Origin of the sequence: Lysinibacillus xylanilyticus (assembly GCF_001708185.1) — a bacterium.
In the GTDB taxonomy this organism is placed as follows: Bacteria; Bacillota; Bacilli; order Bacillales_A; family Planococcaceae; genus Lysinibacillus; species Lysinibacillus xylanilyticus_A.
On record NZ_MDDN01000009.1, the window covers coordinates 26,471 to 43,174 of the forward strand.

Annotated in this window: 20 protein-coding genes; 8 read left to right on the forward strand and 12 right to left on the reverse strand. The window is 36.9% G+C overall.

The window, feature by feature from the left end; all coding sequences use genetic code 11:
- Positions 1-16: 16 nt before the first annotated feature.
- The gene (locus BFJ97_RS15680; RefSeq protein WP_139114464.1) at positions 17-970 is read left to right on the forward strand and encodes a DUF2167 domain-containing protein; all 954 of its coding nucleotides are present in this window, start codon (positions 17-19) and stop codon (positions 968-970) included.
- A gap of 174 nt (positions 971-1,144) precedes the next feature.
- Here the strand turns inward: BFJ97_RS15680 and BFJ97_RS15685 are convergent, their stop codons facing one another.
- The 4 genes from BFJ97_RS15685 to BFJ97_RS15700 form a co-directional block, all read right to left on the reverse strand.
- The gene (locus tag BFJ97_RS15685) at positions 1,145-1,813 is read right to left on the reverse strand and encodes a TIGR04104 family putative zinc finger protein (protein ID WP_068985593.1); all 669 of its coding nucleotides are present in this window, start codon (positions 1,811-1,813) and stop codon (positions 1,145-1,147) included.
- The gene (locus BFJ97_RS15690) at positions 1,800-2,315 is read right to left on the reverse strand and encodes a sigma-70 family RNA polymerase sigma factor (RefSeq protein ID WP_068985594.1); all 516 of its coding nucleotides are present in this window, start codon (positions 2,313-2,315) and stop codon (positions 1,800-1,802) included. The genes BFJ97_RS15685 and BFJ97_RS15690 overlap by 14 nt, the downstream gene beginning before the upstream one ends.
- Before the next feature lie 155 nt (positions 2,316-2,470).
- Entirely contained in the window at positions 2,471-2,695 is a 225-nt protein-coding gene (locus BFJ97_RS15695) for a helix-turn-helix domain-containing protein (protein ID WP_068985595.1), read from the reverse strand.
- A gap of 10 nt (positions 2,696-2,705) precedes the next feature.
- The gene (locus BFJ97_RS15700; protein ID WP_068985596.1) at positions 2,706-3,185 is read right to left on the reverse strand and encodes a DUF2975 domain-containing protein; all 480 of its coding nucleotides are present in this window, start codon (positions 3,183-3,185) and stop codon (positions 2,706-2,708) included.
- Positions 3,186-3,636: 451 nt separating this feature from the next.
- Between BFJ97_RS15700 and BFJ97_RS15705 the strand changes: the two genes are divergently transcribed.
- Complete coding sequence (locus BFJ97_RS15705) at positions 3,637-3,966, forward strand: inorganic diphosphatase (protein WP_068985597.1); 330 nt, start codon at positions 3,637-3,639, stop codon at positions 3,964-3,966.
- 82 nt (positions 3,967-4,048) lie between these two features.
- Here BFJ97_RS15705 and BFJ97_RS15710 read toward each other — a convergent pair whose 3' ends face one another.
- On the reverse strand, positions 4,049-5,494 hold the full coding sequence (locus tag BFJ97_RS15710) for a tetratricopeptide repeat-containing diguanylate cyclase (RefSeq protein ID WP_068985598.1): 1,446 nt from the start codon (positions 5,492-5,494) through the stop codon (positions 4,049-4,051).
- A gap of 377 nt (positions 5,495-5,871) precedes the next feature.
- Between BFJ97_RS15710 and BFJ97_RS15715 the strand changes: the two genes are divergently transcribed.
- From BFJ97_RS15715 to BFJ97_RS24275, 3 genes are all read left to right on the forward strand, one after another.
- Positions 5,872-6,312, forward strand: a complete 441-nt coding sequence (locus BFJ97_RS15715) for a MerR family transcriptional regulator (protein ID WP_068985599.1) — start codon at positions 5,872-5,874, stop codon at positions 6,310-6,312.
- Complete coding sequence (locus tag BFJ97_RS15720; RefSeq protein ID WP_068985600.1) at positions 6,299-6,652, forward strand: DUF4260 domain-containing protein; 354 nt, start codon at positions 6,299-6,301, stop codon at positions 6,650-6,652. The genes BFJ97_RS15715 and BFJ97_RS15720 overlap by 14 nt, the downstream gene beginning before the upstream one ends.
- Positions 6,653-6,724: 72 nt before the next feature.
- The gene (locus BFJ97_RS24275) at positions 6,725-6,994 is read left to right on the forward strand and encodes a hypothetical protein (RefSeq protein ID WP_139114465.1); all 270 of its coding nucleotides are present in this window, start codon (positions 6,725-6,727) and stop codon (positions 6,992-6,994) included.
- On the opposite strand, the gene BFJ97_RS15725 is transcribed toward BFJ97_RS24275, so the two are convergent.
- From BFJ97_RS15725 to BFJ97_RS15745, 5 genes are all read right to left on the reverse strand, one after another.
- On the reverse strand, positions 6,991-7,938 hold the full coding sequence (locus BFJ97_RS15725) for an MBL fold metallo-hydrolase (protein ID WP_068985601.1): 948 nt from the start codon (positions 7,936-7,938) through the stop codon (positions 6,991-6,993). The genes BFJ97_RS24275 and BFJ97_RS15725 overlap by 4 nt on opposite strands.
- A 163-nt stretch (positions 7,939-8,101) precedes the next feature.
- Entirely contained in the window at positions 8,102-8,323 is a 222-nt protein-coding gene (locus tag BFJ97_RS15730) for a hypothetical protein (RefSeq protein WP_068985602.1), read from the reverse strand.
- Positions 8,324-8,333: 10 nt separating this feature from the next.
- The gene (locus BFJ97_RS15735; RefSeq protein ID WP_068985603.1) at positions 8,334-9,401 is read right to left on the reverse strand and encodes a LolA family protein; all 1,068 of its coding nucleotides are present in this window, start codon (positions 9,399-9,401) and stop codon (positions 8,334-8,336) included.
- 2 nt (positions 9,402-9,403) lie between these two features.
- On the reverse strand, positions 9,404-10,849 hold the full coding sequence (locus tag BFJ97_RS15740) for a HAMP domain-containing sensor histidine kinase (protein ID WP_068985604.1): 1,446 nt from the start codon (positions 10,847-10,849) through the stop codon (positions 9,404-9,406).
- A complete protein-coding gene (locus tag BFJ97_RS15745; protein WP_068985605.1) occupies positions 10,846-11,544 on the reverse strand; it encodes a response regulator transcription factor in 699 nt (232 codons plus the stop codon). Before BFJ97_RS15745 ends, BFJ97_RS15740 begins: the two co-directional genes overlap by 4 nt.
- 27 nt (positions 11,545-11,571) lie before the next feature.
- On the opposite strand from BFJ97_RS15745, the gene BFJ97_RS24280 reads away from it, so the two are divergent.
- Positions 11,572-11,775 carry a hypothetical protein gene (locus BFJ97_RS24280; protein ID WP_139114466.1) on the forward strand — a complete coding sequence of 68 codons (204 nt, stop codon included), beginning with the start codon at positions 11,572-11,574 and terminating at the stop codon, positions 11,773-11,775.
- Positions 11,776-12,467: 692 nt separating this feature from the next.
- Here BFJ97_RS24280 and BFJ97_RS15750 read toward each other — a convergent pair.
- Complete coding sequence (locus BFJ97_RS15750) at positions 12,468-13,484, reverse strand: inorganic phosphate transporter (RefSeq protein WP_068985606.1); 1,017 nt, start codon at positions 13,482-13,484, stop codon at positions 12,468-12,470.
- Between the two features lie 15 nt (positions 13,485-13,499).
- Entirely contained in the window at positions 13,500-14,120 is a 621-nt protein-coding gene (locus BFJ97_RS15755; protein ID WP_068985607.1) for a DUF47 domain-containing protein, read from the reverse strand.
- 659 nt (positions 14,121-14,779) lie between these two features.
- Here BFJ97_RS15755 and nhaC point away from each other — a divergent pair.
- Both nhaC and BFJ97_RS15770 read left to right on the forward strand, forming a co-directional pair.
- On the forward strand, positions 14,780-16,162 hold the full coding sequence (gene nhaC / locus BFJ97_RS15765) for a Na+/H+ antiporter NhaC (protein ID WP_068985609.1): 1,383 nt from the start codon (positions 14,780-14,782) through the stop codon (positions 16,160-16,162).
- Positions 16,163-16,263: 101 nt separating this feature from the next.
- Positions 16,264-16,665, forward strand: a complete 402-nt coding sequence (locus tag BFJ97_RS15770) for a hypothetical protein (protein WP_068985610.1) — start codon at positions 16,264-16,266, stop codon at positions 16,663-16,665.
- Positions 16,666-16,704 lie beyond the last annotated feature (39 nt).

The following is a 16,704-nucleotide window of genomic DNA, read 5'->3' on the forward strand; positions in this document are numbered from 1 at the left end:
TGGGAGGAAGCTATTTTTGAAATCGTTAATTGCAAAACTATTAAAATCAGTAACTATTATAACTTTTATGATGATGGTGTGTGCGGTTCCCGCATTCGCCGAAGAGGAGCTAAAATGGATAGAAGGTGGACAGAAAGTCGACGTGGGAACCAATTTAGCGGAACTGCAGTTAGGTAGCGAATTTCTTTTTCTTGATGAAGAAAATACGAAAAAGTACATTACGCAGAACGGAATGGAAGCGAGCGGGTTAGAAATCGGTGTGGTTTTCCCAAAGGATGAAGCACAGAGTTGGACCGTTTATTTCGAATATGAAGAATCTGGACATATAAAAGACGACGAGAAAGCGGAAATCGATGCTGACGCCTTGCTGAAAAGCTACAAAGAAGGCACAGAAGAAATGAATAAAGAGGTAAGTCCTGAAAATCAGTTATTCGTTGACAAATGGGATGTTGCTCCGTTCTACGACAACGACTTACACAGTTTGTCGTGGTCTTTATTGGCACATGATTATCAGAACAACGATGTTATTAACTACAACGTGCGGATTCTTACGCGCGAAGGCAATATCTCGGCAATACTTGTCTCAGATCCAGCGAATTTGGAGGCGGACCGTAAAGTGTTTAACGACATGATCCTATCGCAGTTTCAACTAAAGCAGGGTCAGCGGTATGAGGATTTTGACAGCAAAACCGATAAGGAAGCTGAATTCGGCTTGACTGGATTAATTCTTGGAGGGGCGGGTCTAGCAGTTGCCAAAAAAGCGGGATTGTTTGCTGTACTTATCCCTCTATTGAAGAAGTTTATGATCGTGTTTGTGATAGTAGGCGGCGCGATTTTTGGCTTTATTCGCAAAAAAATCGGATCAAAGAAAGAGCAGTCGGAGGAACAACCGACACAACCGGAACAGCTAGCAAAGTCAGAGCAACCGGCACAGGACCAGGAAAGTGACCGCAGCAAGGTTAATTCGTAAGAGTACTAACCGCTAAACGGTTCGCGGATGTGGTTATTTAATTGTTTGAAAAATAGGAATAATCAAACCCCTCCTAATCGCTCGATAGCCGAGTAATTAAGAGGGGCTTTTCATATCCTTTATTCATTTAAAGAAGCACCTTATATAACGGTTGGATAATTTAAAATAGATTGATTACCAAAGTGGATCGTTCATAGGATCATGTTCTTGTAAATCAAATACATATGGTGCTAACTGACGGTAATAAATAAAAATACCTGCTAAAAAGAAGATGGTCCCAATCGAAATATTTTCAAAAAAATGTTGCATCAAAATCATAAGGGGAATCGGGAATGTTAAAATACCACCCATTTGTATAGATTTTTTTGTGCGATATTGTTTTTTTCCACAATGAGGACATTCGAGTTGTCCATTTTTCCGGTACATTTTTCGAGCTTGCTTCTCTGTCCAAGTTTCTCCACACTCAATACACACCGGTAGGCCATATCCTTTCTTGATTAACACACGTTTAACAATAAAGGCAATCCCTACCAAAAAGCTAAAAAGCAATATACCTTTTACTAAATCGTATTGTAAAAATGTCCAAATGCTCCATGTATCCGCTTCTTGCTGTAAGCTAGCTGCCTGATGACTTCCAGTATGTTGGTCTTTATTCTGTGATAATAAATAACTAAAACCAACCACAAAAAGCGTAAACGTTGCTAGCACCACACGATATTGCCATGGACTACTCGTTTTTCGTTTATTTTTACTTCGAGCTTTATCGGCAATCACTTGTTTTCGCGCTTTTGTGAGTTTTACATCTTGAAGTTCTTTTAGCACCTCTTCTTTAAATTGATTCATGGCGTAACACCTCCCAATCATAATCACCAATTGCTGTTGCAAGTTGCTTTCTAGCACGTTGTAATCTTGTGCGTATCGTTGCCTCTGGACAACATACGAGCTGTGCAATTTCCACGGTTGTCATATCCTCAAAATAATAGAGAATCAGCACTTCCCTATATGCCACAGATAATGTAAACAAAGCTTCTACTAGCTCTCGTTTGGTGGATTTAGCAAGAAATTCTTTTTCAGGCGTGACTGCTGTCGTACGTCCTGTAATTTTCTCAAATAGTGTCAGTCGTTTACTTTTCCAGCTTCGTAAATAATCATGACTTCGATTGACTGTCATTTTTACTAAATATGTACGTAATGATGATTCTTGCCGAAATTGTTCCTGCTTTTGATAAAAGGCGATAAACACATCCTGCACAATGTCCTCAGCTGTTGCTTCATTTTTCACATATAAATAAGCAACCTTTAGTAAATAGTCACCGTGCTCAGCAATAATTTTTTCGATATTCATGGTTGTCCTCACCTTCTTTCTACACTACGGACGGACGCCACTTCATTTCCGATTCACTTTTTTAAAAAAAATTTTTTTAAAGAAAAGAATCTGCAAAATCCCAACGATGATTCGCTGAAATAAAGCAGATTCTTAATTATGTTTTTTAATCAGTTTTATGATTCTTGTGTGTCTTCGTTTCTTTTATATTCCAAAATATCTCCTGGCTGACATTCTAAGGCTTCACAAATTGCCTCTAAAGTTGAAAACCGAATCGCTTTTGCCTTTCCATTTTTCAATATAGAAAGGTTAGCCATCGTAATTCCAACCCTCTCCGAAAGCTCTGTTACGCTCATTTTTCTTTTAGCTAGCATCACATCAATATTAATTATCATTGGCATGTTATTCACCTCAGACCGTTAAATCATTTTCTGATTTTATATCGATGGCATTTTTCAATAGCTTTTGAAGAACAGCCGCAAAGACTGCAATTACAAAGGAAGCAAAAATAATGACCATTCCGATTACAATAATTCCTGGAGCGTCGTCTAGATCCGCCATGAGATAAAATACAGGCATGCCTATCACATACATACCACTAATAATGATTGCACAAAATTTTATATTTTTTAAAGCTCTAACAGACAAATCCGAAAAAGCTTCATTCTTGTCAATATAGCTTAAAAGTCTTAAAGTCTTATATAATGCAACGAAAAACGCTATCGCTGTCACATATACACCAATTAAAGTGGGATATTGCAAATAAGCTAACTTTGGATAATGTTCTGCTGCTTCATTAGCGAACCAAGGTAACCAAAATATACACAAAGCAAGAACCGGAATTCCAATAAGAAAAACAGCCGTCTTTAATAAGAGTGTTTCCCGTTTCATAAAAGCACCTCATCTATTTATTGTCAATTTGAATTTAACATATTATTTATCGATTAACAATAATCTTTTATTCATTTCAGCGACATTATTATCGTTTGCATAAATCTCATCAAGTGTGTCGATTAACCATTTTTAACTACTTTTATTAATTAGAGGCTCATCACCATAACGTGGGGCTGATTTCCGTTTCGACTGAGCACTTTCCTAGGGGCTCCATTCTTCACTTCAAACAACTTATATACATGACATACGTTTTAACAAATAGTCAGCCCTAACTTTTAGTGATAAATCCGATGCTTTTCGCTATAGCAACTCTGTTCTTGCGGCGAACATCGAGCCGTTCTTTTGATGATATTATCTAGATGATTTTGAGTGCTATAATCAAGAAGGATACAATCAAAGCCCAATAGTTGTAGTCCTTTAGAATATCGCGAAAGGATGATTGCTTAAAATGAAGTCTATTGAATTAATCGTAACGGTAGATAGGCCGATTGGATACGTTGATCATTATAACAATGTTTACCCAATTAATTATGGTTATATCCCTGATCTGATAGGTGGTGATGGTGAAGAACAAGATGCATATATCATCTCAAAAAAAAAGCAAGAACCACTCGAATCATTCACTGGAAATTTAGTCGCCATCATTCATAGAAATGATGATATCGAGGATAAATGGGTAGTTGCTTTACCAAATGAAGAATTTTCAGTTGAGGAAATTTGGGAACAAGTTAGTTTTATGGAGCAATATTTTGATGCAGTAATCGAAATAATTAAATAAAAAATTGGAGAGTTTTTTTCCCCTCCAATTTACGTCTAACTTTTGGGGTTCAGTACCATATTAGGTACCCCCTTTTCTATTATCAACTATTCCCCACTTCACTATAATGATTATTAATTGTAATTTGGTTTCGTCCATTTCGCTTTGACGTATAGAGTGCTAGATCTGCATTATGAATTAGTTCCCCAACCTCAGTAATCTGCCCTTTATTATTTGTACTTACACCGATACTAAATTCCAAATGAACGACCTCACCATTCATTATTAAGGACAAAGAAGTCAATGTTTGATAAAGATTTTCTGCCATCGTTTGAACAGATTCGTTCTTCTTTAATTCGATAAGGACAATAAACTCATCTCCTCCAAAGCGAGCGACAATCGACTCAAACGGATGAAAAAATTCCTTTAATGTCGCCGCGGTAATGGTCAATGCATCATCCCCACATAAATGACCATTTGTATCATTAATTACTTTAAAATGGTCTAAATCAATCATCAATAGCGCTAGTTGCTGATTATCTAATGAAGCTTTTTCCACCATTTTTTCTGCATTCTCATCAAAATAACGACGATTATAAATATTCGTTAATGGATCAATATAAGAAGTTTTTTCAAATTGCTTCTTCTGGTCATTGTACTCCATCTCAAATAACCCATGTGTATAATTCTCCCTTTGTATTTCCAGTAAAATGTTAATATATTCCTTTTGTATCGAGCATAAAACAATTTTATTACCTTGCTCTTCTATTAGTCTCACTAATGAGTTGTAGATCGTTTGAAGCAAAGATAAATCATTATTCTCTAAGGCATAATACTTCGATTTTTGATACCAATCAATTGCCTCGCCAAAACGTCCTTGTTTTTCACAAAGTAAAGCATAGGCATTCATAACCTCCAATTGAACCTTGGAATACGGTGGTTTCTGAATCTTCATCAGTAACTCTTGCAGTATTTCATATGCTTCATAAAATTCTCCCAACCAAATTTTAGCAACTGCTAAGTTTAATTTGGGATGAATAATTCCTGTATAAGGCTTATTATCCTTCGTTTCTATAGCATTGGCGTAGTTTAGGCTCATTAAAGCAAACTCTTTTGCCTTATGATAATTCCCTGATGTAATTTCTAAATCACTTAAATTATTATAAATTTTCCCCATGCTTTCTACATGCTGAATACGCTCGGCAATATTTAGTCCCTTGATCATAAACTCTTCAGATTTCTTTAAATGACCAAATGTCCCCCAATAGATAGACGCTAAAATATAATGATGGATTAAATCAATATCATCACCATATTGAAAGGTTAATTCACGATATTGCTCAAGTACACTAATGGAAACTTGCAAATCACCTGTTTGAAAATAGCTTGCACAGCGATAGCGTAATAAAAGGATTGCTTTTTTATACATACCAAGCTCAATGGCACTTTCAATTGCGGCGCTACTTAATTCTATATATTCTAAAAAGCGATTCGCATTATATAATTCATTTAGCGTAATCCATAATTCTTCAAATTCTTGTGTGTTCATACTGCGCCCCCTCATATTAACCCTCACTTCTTTAATACTATCTTCATGTGTAAAATATTACAATTCTTCTGGCACATTATTTTCAATTTAATAAGCAAATTTTACCTAAAAATAAGATATAAGGATTAATTTCTCCCGATAAAAATTTTTTAGCATATGTAAATAGACTCGTATTTTTATGACCGTATAAAAACTAAAATTTCCTGACATATAAAAACAAGCCCCTTCTTATAGAGACTTGCAAAGATTCTTCAATACCTACTATCACCTTCCACGCTTCCATTAAACGACCGTTTTACTTCTTTTCAAAAAATTTTAAATATAACCTTGACCTTGGAGCATACTCCAATGTTAGGATAAATTTAGGAGGTGTTCATATGCAAATCAAGCAGTTTGCCACTAAGTATCATGTATCCACTGATACCGTGCGTTACTATGAAAAAGAAGGATTACTACATCCCAATAAACAGGACAATGGCTATCGAGTGTATGATGTCACTTGTGAACATACAATTAAATTTATTCTAGTATTAAGGCAGCTTGGCTTTACATTACAAGAAATCAAACAACTACTCTCTCTAGAGCAAAAGCCTGTTTCAGATTCCTGCAATCAAGAAACAGTACAGCTCTTCTCTAGCAAGATCACTCACATTGAACAACAATTACTGTTTTATCAGCAGGCATTACAATCCTTACAGCTCACTCGAACATTATTAGCTGAAGGAAAATATGCGGAAAATAAACTGGTGATCGGCTCACTTATCGAGGATATGTATAAAAAATTACAGGAAGGTCGAGGTCATTATGAAACTACGTAAAATTATTTCTTTAGAATATGTAATAGCGTTTTTAGTAACTGTATTTTTCTACTGGCATTTTGAATTTTCGTTCGTATATTTTGTCTTGTTTTTATTACTACCTGATGTAAGCATGTTAGGCTACATAGTCAACACAAAAGTTGGCGCTTTATTTTACAATATTGGTCATAGTTTCATGCTACCAGCCCTTCTCCTGATTATTGGCTTCGTCACTATATCTACACCACTACTAATGGGCTCTATTATTTGGTTGGCACATATCTTTTTAGATCGTGCACTAGGCTATGGATTAAAATATGATGAAGCCTTTACTAAAACTCATTTACAGCAAATCGCTTAAATCAGCGGTTTTGATAGATTTATCAGCGATGTAAGCGGGTTTATCAGCGATTTTGGTACTTTTATCAGCGATGTGAGCGGGTTTATCAGCGATTTTGGTACTTTTATCAGCGATGTGAGCGGGTTTATCAGCGATTTTGGTACTTTTATCAGCGATGTGAGCGGGTTTATCAGCGATTTTGGTACTTTTATCAGCGATCTGAGCGGGTTTATCAGCGATTTTGGTACTTTTATCAGCGATGTAAGCGGGTTTATCAGCGATTTTGGTACTTTTATCAGCGATCTGAGCGGGTTTATTCCGCTGACGCTAAAAAATCCACTTTTTTATCAGTGGATTTTTTAGTTTTTTTGAAGGTACGTGTAGATGGTTTTAAGATTCATTTTAATCCCGTTTACACCCTTCCATTCTTTATACTTTTTAGGGATTTCAAATGCAGAAATAAAGTCTTCCACTGGCAATTTTCGTTGAATTGCCTCTTTTGAGCTTTGAGTCAAAAAAGATAAATAATCGATTAATGTATTACACAAAGCCAAATTAGTAACGCTTCCATGACCAGATACAATTGTATCTATATCCATTTGTTTAACTTGCTGTAAAATAGACAAAAATTCCACAGGGTTATCAATCGGTACATGCAAGTCTTCTGTCGCTATATCACCCATAAATGCTATCTTTTCTTTTGGTAGGTACATAAATGTATCACTTGGTGAATGTCCCCCGCCTAAACAGTATAATTCCACCGTTCGATCGGCACCATTGATGGTCAATTTTTCTTTAAACAACAAGGATGGTAACACAATTTGTAATTGCGATAAGTCATCCAACACTTTCGACATTTCTTGATATTGGTTGATTAGGCTTGCTTGTAAAATGTTGTCTTTTGTTGAATCGATTTGATTTTTTAGCTGAAGAAGATATTGTTTCATTTCCTTCTCTTCATTCTCTAAATCCTCCATACTATTTTTTTCTTTACACAATTTCTGTGTTTCATATGTTGAAATAATCGTTGTATCCAAAAATACTTGATTCCCAAAAACGTGATCTCCATGATAATGACTATTAATCAAGTACTTTACCTTCTTACCAGTTAAACTTTCTGCTTGGCGTCTTAACTCTTTCCCAGCAGAAGGAGTACTTAATGAGTCAAAAACAAGAAGCTCCTCACCTAAATCAACTATTCCTGCATTACTCCAAGCACCTTTACCTGGTTTAGCAATGGCAGCAAATACACCGTCATCTAAAGTATGTAAAGTAAAATATTCGGTTTCTACTCTCTCACAAGCCATTTACAACCCTCCCTTGAAGTTTTTTACATATTATAACATTAATTTAAATAAACATAAAAAAAGAAAATCCACACTTGAATGGATTTTCTAATCGTCATCAATTATGCCTCGGTATAATTGCGTCCGGAGGCTCAGCGGATGTTTGGACACCCGCTAAAAGGAGTTAAATAAGTCGCTTAATCATCGTTTCATATAATGCAACAATCAGTATGCCACCAAGTATAGGGATTAAAGAACTAAAGCTAAAATAAAATCCTGCTTCATTGTATTGTCCAAAGAAATGAAATTGCAGCCATGCAACGTCATATGTTTCACCTACACCATATAAAAAAGCTGTACTAAATAAAAACAACGCGAGACATTTTATAAATTCATTCCTCTCCATACAATTCACCTCACTTTACAACGGTCATTTGTTTTGCATAAGCGGCAAGGTCTTCAATTGTTAGCTCAGGGTTTACCATCATAATGCCATATTGATAGCCCTTTTCTTGCCAGCCAATATAACGGAATTTACTCTCGTCCATGACAGTACCTTTTTGACCTCGGATGTCCATTTCTTTTTCACCAAAAATAGGCTCTTCCTCAGTAACACTACTATTCGCTTTAAAAACCGTTACTGAAATTTCTTGTTGACCATTCTTTACATAATTGAAAGTGTACTCTGGTCGATCTTCTAGCCCTTTATCTAATAAAATCTCCTCTAAAGTAATACCATTTTCTTCTGGCACCATTAAAAATTCACCTAGCTGTTCTTTCACTACATCCAGTGTCACTGATTCAGGTTCTTCGACAGTTATTTCTTCCACTTTTACATCCTTTGGTAAATCAATTGTAAATTGTGTATCATCAATTTTTGCACTTTCATCCATTTTTGTATATTCAGTCGTTGTTTTATTGCCTGCGCTGTTCATTGTCATTTTTAATGTCAGCCATGTTTTTTTATCAACCCAAACTTCCATATCGCCAAATAAAGTATCATCTTTTTTGACTTTCGCTACAAGTTTGTAAGTATCTCTTCCAGCAATTTTCTCTTCGCCTGCAATCGATATATCATGCGTATCTTTTACTAAATTAAACAATGTCTCTGCCTGTTCTCTAGGTGACGGAAACGCGTTCAATGCATCCTTAGAAATATCCATCTTTAAAGCTTTATTTGCTTTGACATCATACGTAATAATTTGTGAACCATCGTTGACTGCAATGCTGTTCTCTCCATTTTCACCTATGATCTCAATACGGCGTTTCCCATCTTTAGTCCACTCTTTGATTTGAGCTTTTCCACCAGCCTCGCCCATATCCATTGTGTATTCACCGTAGTAAGTAAGTGGTTCTTTCGTTTCCTGCAACGCTTGATCAATAATTTCCTGTGGTGAATACGATGCCTCGGTGTTACAACCTACCAAGCTAAATGTTAGTACGGCAACTAAACCTGCTGCACGTAATGATTTTTTCCAATTCATGATCATATTTCTCCTTTAAATGGTGGCAACCAGCATAATACAGCTGTGCCATAGCCTTCTTTAGATATAAGCTCTACTGTCCCACCATGCTTTTCTATTATTTGTTTTGCAATATTTAAACCTAGCCCAGTGCCTCGCTCTCCAGCCTTAGTTCGCGCTGTATCTGCTTGGTACATAGGTTCAAATAACTTCTCAATATTTTCTTTATTTACACCTTGCCCGCTATTTTGCACAATAATATACATGCCATCTTGCTTTGCCAGTGCTGGTACTACAAAATCAAAGCACCATATAGGACATTTCCCTACATTTACAGCTGCTAAACCTATCGTTGTACCTATTTCCCCATAGCGCCAAGCATTACTTATTAAATTGTCGATCACACGTTGAAGCTGCTTCGGATGTACTGCATAGATCCCCTCTATGTCACAAGTAACTGAAAGCGTAAATCCTTCATTCTCACATAGATGCTCGTAATCCGACAGTGCCATTTCAAAAAATTCTTCCCCATCTACTTCAACTAGCTCTAAATGATAGCTTGTAGATTGCAATAAAGTGTACATTAGTAAATCCTCTAACATCTGCTTCATTATGTCAGCCTTCGTTAAAATAATCTGTCGGTACTCGACTTGCTGTTCTTCTAATAACGCCTCGCTTTGCAAAGATTCTGCATATGCTTGAATAGCTGTAAGCGGTGTTTTTAAATCATGGGAAATGCTAGCAATCATTAGTTCCTTTTGCTGTTGTTCAGCTTTTAAGTGAGCACGCGCAGTTTCTATTTCATCCTGCATAGCAAGAAAGGTTTGAGCAAGCTCCCCAATTTCATCTTTTCTTACCCCTAAATTCGATTCCGCATGCTCCCCCTTTGCAAAAGCTCGCATTTGCCGCATCAATTCATGCAACGGCCGATTTAATTTACGGTTAAGCAGCATCATTACTGCAAAATAAATTAGAAGAAATAATAATATAGAGCCAGCTATTACAAGCCAAGAACGACTTTCTACGCCTTTTACCCAATCCGTCCTAACTAATTGAATTTCATATACCCCAAGAAATTCCCCATCTTGATAAACAGGTTCTTTATACGTAAAGGCATTGTACCTTTGCTTTAAATCGTATAAATCTTTAAACATACGATCTTTCGATACAAATCCCGAATTCAATGGATTTGAGGAATACAAAACATAGCCAGAATTCAAATACAGTGTAATGGCTAACTGATCATTGGTTAGTACTTCAATATCTTTTATATCTGCATTTTTTTTATAATACACAGGATTGTTGAGTACAGATTTTACCTGATTAAGTTCTGTCCACTTTTCGATATACTCACTAAAGTTTTTATCTTGATAATAGGCGTTAATCCACACATAAAGGCCATATGCACCAGCTATAGGTAAAATCATCACGATAAAAAAAGTGATGAGTAACCAAGTTTTAATTTTCATAGCGGTTCCCCAATAAAGCAGTAGCCCTTGCCCCATACCGTTTGTATATAATACGGCGTTTTGACTGGGTCTTTTAGCTTTTCTCGTAGCGCCTTTATATGTACAGTGACTGTATGTGTTTCAACTACGCTTGCCTGTTGCCAAATATGCTGATAGAGCTCTTCTTTTGAAAAAGTTTGGCTTGGATTTTTCGCCAGTAGTTTTAATAGTGCAAATTCCTTCTGTGTTAAGGCAAGCTCTTCTTCATCAAGGCGCACTGTTTCCTTTTGCCAATCAATCTTTAAGCCGTGTGTAAAGGATGTAACATCTTCTGATATTTCCTTTTTGTTATAACGTTTCCAGCGACGTAAGTGAGAGGCTACACGTGCCTTTAACTCCTCTAAGCTAAACGGTTTTGCTATATAATCATCAGCGCCCTGCAAGCCCTCAACCTTATCTGCCTCTTCCTTACGCGCACTCATCATTAATATTGGCAGATCACTTTGCCAGCGAATATTTTGGCAAACAGTTAGGCCATCCATCTCAGGTAACATCCAATCGACTAACACTAAATCGAATGTATTTGCTTGAAAATCTGCTAGTCCTTCAAGCCCTGTCGTTGCCCAAGTAACTAGGTAACCCTCTTGTTCAAGCGTATCCTTTACAATACGTCCAATCGCCATATCATCCTCAATCAGTAATAGCTTTTCTCTCATCTGTTTTCCTCCTGTACTAACCTTACTATGCAAAAAGTTTTTTTATCCGAACTTTACACTTTCTTTATAATTACCATAGATTTTGCTATCCGTCGATTCAATCTGGCTATCCGTCGAGCAGGGCGGCCTTTCCGTCGTTCTGCTCGAGCTATCCGGAGAGCAGGGCGAGCTATCCGTCGCTTCGGCCTTTCTTTCCGTCACTCTGTCCTTTCTTTCCGTCGTTCTGCCTGAACTTTCCGTCGCCTTCTTTTCTATCCATCGTTCTGTTCGAGCTATCCGTCGCTTCAGCCTTTCTTTCCGTCACTCTGCCCTTTCTTTCCGTCACTCTGCCCTTTCTTTCCGTCGTTCTACCTGGCCTTTCCGTCGCTTTCTTTTCTTTCCGTCGTTCTGCTCAAGCTATCCGTCGCTTCGGCATTTCTTTCCGTCGTTCTGCCTGAACTTTCCGTCGCCTTCTTTTCTATCCGTCGTTCTGCTCGAGCTATCCGTCGCTTCGGGTTTTCTTTCAGTCACTCGGTCCTTTCTTTCCGTCGTTCTACCTGGCCTTTCCGTCGCCTTCTTTTCTATCCGTCGATATGTTCGAGCTATCCGTCGCTTCGGCCTTTCTTTCCGTCGTTCTGCCTGAACTTTCCGTCGCCTTCTTTTCTATCCGTCGTTCTGCTCAAGCTATCCGTCGCTTCGGGTTTTCTTTCCGTCACTCTGTCCTTTCTTTCCGTCACCTTCTTTTCTATCCGTCGTTCTGCTCAAGCTATCCGTCGCTTCTGCCCTTTCTTTCCGTCGTTCTGCCTGAACTTTCCGTCGCCTTCTTTCGTTCTGCTCAGCCTTTCCATCACTTCGCCCTATCTTCCGGTCACTCTGCTCGTCGCTATCAATTAATCAAATCAAAAAAGGGAATGCACGTAAATTGTGCATTCCCTCTCATTATGTTAGAAAAATAAACTTAATAAGTAATAAATAGCTCCTGCCATGACTGCAGAAATTGGCATTGTGATCACCCATGTTGTCACAATTTTTCGTGCCATGCCCCATTTAACACCTTTAACACGATGTGCTGTTCCTACCCCCATGATGGATGAAGAAATAACATGTGTTGTAGAAACTGGTAAGTGAATTAATGTCGCTCCAAAAATGATAGATGCAGAAGCAAGGTCAGCTGCAACCCCATTTACTGGACGAATTTTCATGATCTTACCACCAACTGTTTTGATGATTTTATAACCACCTACTGATGTACCAAGACCCATCGCACATGCTGCTGCAAAACGTACCCAGAAAGGAATATCGTCACCTTGATGTAAGCCTCCTGCAATTAAAGCGAGCGTAATAATCCCCATCGCCTTTTGCGCATCGTTAGTACCGTGAGTAAATGATTGTAAAGCTGCTGTACCAATTTGCATCGTACGGAAACCTTTATTCGTTCGATATAAATTCATATCCTTGAATATAACTTTAAATAAAGACATCATTAAGAAACCAGCTGCAAACGCAAGTAATGGTGAGAAGATAAGCGCTTGAAGGATTTTTATAAAGCCGCTGTAGTTCAAAGCGTCAAAACCTGCCGCTGCAATAGCCGCCCCTGCCACAGAACCAATCAATGTATGCGATGAACTAGACGGAATTCCAAAGTACCACGTTACTAAATTCCATGTGATCGCTGAAAATAATGCCGCTAAAATAACGACAGAACCTGTAGTATCTCCATCAAAAGCATTCAAGCTGTATGGGTCAACAATATCCTTTGTCAATGCTTTCGCTACCCCAACAAATGTAATAGCCCCGATGAAGTTCATACCCGCTGCCATATATACTGCTGTTCGCGGCTTCAAAGCTCTTGTTGATACAGAAGTTGCGATCGCGTTGGCTGTATCATGGAAACCGTTAATAAAATCGAACACAAGTGCGAATATAACGATTAATATTGTTATTAGTAATATCGTATCCATTTCGTACACTCCATCTTACGCGTTACGCATAATTATTGTTTCAATTGTATTTGCTACTGTTTGACAGTAGTCTGCAATATCTTCAAATTGTTCGTAAATATCTTTGAACACGATGATACGCATTGGATCTTTTTCCTGGATAAATAATTGCTTCATTGAAGAACGGAAAATTTCATCACATTCACGCTCATAATCTTTAATTTGAATCGCATGTTTACGCATTTCCACAAGCTTTTTATTATTTAATAGTTCCATTGCTTGTACCATTTCATCTGTACTTTTCGCAATATATGTTAGGAATTGACGCATCGGCTCTGTCACTTCAGTTAAATTATACATATCAAAGTGAGCAATACAGCCTTCCATGCCGTCAATAACATCATCTAATTTATTGGCAAGCGCTAAAATATCCTCGCGCTCGATAGGCGTCATAAATGATTTATTCAGCATGACGATCAGCTCATGAATCAATTTATCTCCACTTTTTTCATATTGTTTCATTGTATCTGCGATTTCTTTCAGCGCATCTATATCTTGAATACGTGCATTATGTGCATAGTAAATGCCTTCATTAACATTTTTAGAAATGTTTAATAACGCCTTAAAAAATGGATCTTGCTTGTTTGAGTTGAACATATTGTTCCTCCTGTTGAAAGAATATAGTGGATTTCTGCAATCATCATAACAAAACTTTTACACAATTCTACATTTTTTTAAACATAAACGAGTTGAATTTACAAAAATGTAATATAAAAATTGCCACATTTATTTTTTAGTACTTTTCCAAGTTGAAAACGTTGGTAATCTAACGATAAAAATCACCATATTTTCTTTAAATATTACCGTTTTTCCTTTTATTTTAATAAAAATACTTGAAAAAACTTTTTTCTCTTCAATTTTTTCACCGTTACAAATGTTAAGGAATTGTAAACGATTTTTACATAAATATGTCGAGTCTTCATTGTTACTTATTGCCATTTCTCGTGTTATGACAAAAAGTGGCTAACATTTTTACTTGCAGGTAAGGTTGACTTTAAAAAGTTTGCGAAAATAATTCTTTTTTTTACTCGTTCATTGGTGCATACACCATACACCTTGTTTCACCAGCTATTTTAAAGCCTCTGACGCTTGTTATGCTCTTCCTAGTTGCAACTTATACGGTTTTCAAGAAAGTTTGGGACCATACTAGTTGAACTGACGTAATTTTCAATCAATTGACAAAATTTATGTGCATGCTATAATACTTTTGGGCTTCACCGCATTGAAGCGAAGAAGTGATTGTTAGGAGGATTAGCATGTTTCGAATTGAAGCAAAAAGTAACCCTCGATTTATCGAGGCAAGCTTCATTATATTATTAATTATTGCCACGATGGCGTTCAGTATTGGGTATTTACAAGCGACACCCCATATACCTATTTTACTTGTCATTTCACTTTTAATTGCCTATGGATTACTAAAAAAAGTTCCTTTTCGTGAGCTTGAAGCTGGTATGGTGGCAGGTGCCAGTGCTGGTCTTGGAGCTGTTTTTATTTTCTTCTTTATTGGTATTTTAATTTCAAGTTGGATTATGGGTGGCACAATCCCAACGCTTATCTACTACGGTTTCTTAACGGTTTCACCAAGCTTTTTCTTTGCCATCGTATTTTTGATTTGTAGTATCGTTGGTATTTCTGTTGGTAGTTCATTAACAACAGTTGCGACTGTGGGCGTTGCTTTTATGGGGATTGCAGGTGCAATGGACATCTCTTTAGCTATAACAGCCGGTGCGATTGTGTCCGGAGCTTTCTTTGGAGATAAAATGTCTCCGCTATCAGATACAACAAATCTTGCATCAGGTACAGTTGGCGTAGACCTTTTCGAGCATATTAAAAATATGGGTTGGACAACGATTCCAGCTTTCTTAATATCATTTGTTCTTTATGCAATTTTATCGCCAACAGGAGCAGATACTTCATTTGAAACAGTTGAGCAATTTAAAGAGGGATTACTGTCAACTGGGCTTGTTCATTGGTATACATTATTACCAATTGTTGTTCTTGTTATTATGACATTTTATAAAGCACCCGCACTAATTACACTTGCAGTCGTTTCAATTATTGGTGTTGGAATTGCCTACATACAAGAACCGATTGCACTGTCGAATGTCTTCAAAATGCTTTTTGATGGCTATGTCTCTAATACTGGTAATAAAGACGTAGATGCATTACTGACACGTGGGGGTATGAACAGTATGCTATTTACAATTGCCTTAGTTTTATTAGCATTAACAATGGGTGGTCTATTATTTACGCTCGGCATTATTCAAAGTATTTTATCGAAGGTGGAAGGTTTCTTTAAAAGTGCTGGCTCTGTTATTACAGGCGCTGCCATTACAGGAATTGGTGTCAACACATTAATTGGTGAGCAATATTTATCCATCCTTCTTACTGGGGAAGCATTTAAAGCTCAATTTGAGAAGGTTGGACTTGCCCCTAAAAATCTATCTCGTGTCATGGAGGACGCAGGTACTGTAGTTAACCCTCTTGTTCCGTGGAGTGTTTGTGGTATTTTTATTGCTAGTGTACTAGATATACCAACAACTTCTTACCTGCCATATACCTTCTTCTGTCTACTCGGACCAATTTTAACAATCATCTTTGGTTGGAGTGGTAAAACATTAACGAAGCTTGAAAAATAAGATTGGTAGCTGATGAAAACGTCAGCTACCTTTTTTGTTGAGTATCTTCCATGTTAAACTGTCAATTAATAATCGTCATTACATAGAGGTGTTAAATAGAAATGAGAACATGTTGTTTTAAAATGAATTTACCGTTAGAAGAAGCCAAAAAAAGATATTGCCATTGGATAGATGAGGAAATTGATCAATCAGTACATATTGCAGAACATGAAGATGATTGGACATATTTTGTAGACATAGAAGGAGAAGCGTTCTTTGGTTTAACAAATGAATCTTGGCTGGAACTTGCAATGGATCATTCTGTTACTTATGCATACTACGATGAGGATTTTAATGCAGAGCTAATAGTAATAGAAAATGGCAAGTTAATACGAGAATTTTCACTTTATGAAGATGAACCAGATGCTAATGTGAATTTTGGCACTTTTAAATATGAAAAAAATGCTCCAATAGAAGATTGGAATGATATAGTAACTTTTCTTAAAACCGAATTGACTATTTAATGAAGGAGCCGTTTTTGCTAATGCAGGTAAACGATCATG

Coding starts and splice junctions, on each gene's coding strand:
- BFJ97_RS15685 (WP_068985593.1), bottom strand. CDS start 1,813: ATGAATCAATTTAAAGAAGAGGTGCTAAAAGAACTTCAAGATGTAAAA.
- BFJ97_RS15690 (WP_068985594.1), bottom strand. CDS start 2,315: ATGAATATCGAAAAAATTATTGCTGAGCACGGTGACTATTTACTAAAG.
- BFJ97_RS15695 (WP_068985595.1), bottom strand. CDS start 2,695: ATGCCAATGATAATTAATATTGATGTGATGCTAGCTAAAAGAAAAATG.
- BFJ97_RS15700 (WP_068985596.1), bottom strand. CDS start 3,185: ATGAAACGGGAAACACTCTTATTAAAGACGGCTGTTTTTCTTATTGGA.
- BFJ97_RS15705 (WP_068985597.1), top strand. CDS start 3,637: ATGAAGTCTATTGAATTAATCGTAACGGTAGATAGGCCGATTGGATAC.
- BFJ97_RS15710 (WP_068985598.1), bottom strand. CDS start 5,494: ATGAACACACAAGAATTTGAAGAATTATGGATTACGCTAAATGAATTA.
- BFJ97_RS15715 (WP_068985599.1), top strand. CDS start 5,872: ATGCAAATCAAGCAGTTTGCCACTAAGTATCATGTATCCACTGATACC.
- BFJ97_RS15720 (WP_068985600.1), top strand. CDS start 6,299: ATGAAACTACGTAAAATTATTTCTTTAGAATATGTAATAGCGTTTTTA.
- BFJ97_RS15725 (WP_068985601.1), bottom strand. CDS start 7,938: ATGGCTTGTGAGAGAGTAGAAACCGAATATTTTACTTTACATACTTTA.
- BFJ97_RS15730 (WP_068985602.1), bottom strand. CDS start 8,323: ATGGAGAGGAATGAATTTATAAAATGTCTCGCGTTGTTTTTATTTAGT.
- BFJ97_RS15735 (WP_068985603.1), bottom strand. CDS start 9,401: ATGAATTGGAAAAAATCATTACGTGCAGCAGGTTTAGTTGCCGTACTA.
- BFJ97_RS15740 (WP_068985604.1), bottom strand. CDS start 10,849: ATGAAAATTAAAACTTGGTTACTCATCACTTTTTTTATCGTGATGATT.
- BFJ97_RS15745 (WP_068985605.1), bottom strand. CDS start 11,544: ATGAGAGAAAAGCTATTACTGATTGAGGATGATATGGCGATTGGACGT.
- BFJ97_RS24280 (WP_139114466.1), top strand. CDS start 11,572: ATGCAAAAAGTTTTTTTATCCGAACTTTACACTTTCTTTATAATTACC.
- BFJ97_RS15750 (WP_068985606.1), bottom strand. CDS start 13,484: ATGGATACGATATTACTAATAACAATATTAATCGTTATATTCGCACTT.
- BFJ97_RS15755 (WP_068985607.1), bottom strand. CDS start 14,120: ATGTTCAACTCAAACAAGCAAGATCCATTTTTTAAGGCGTTATTAAAC.
- nhaC (WP_068985609.1), top strand. CDS start 14,780: ATGTTTCGAATTGAAGCAAAAAGTAACCCTCGATTTATCGAGGCAAGC.
- BFJ97_RS15770 (WP_068985610.1), top strand. CDS start 16,264: ATGAGAACATGTTGTTTTAAAATGAATTTACCGTTAGAAGAAGCCAAA.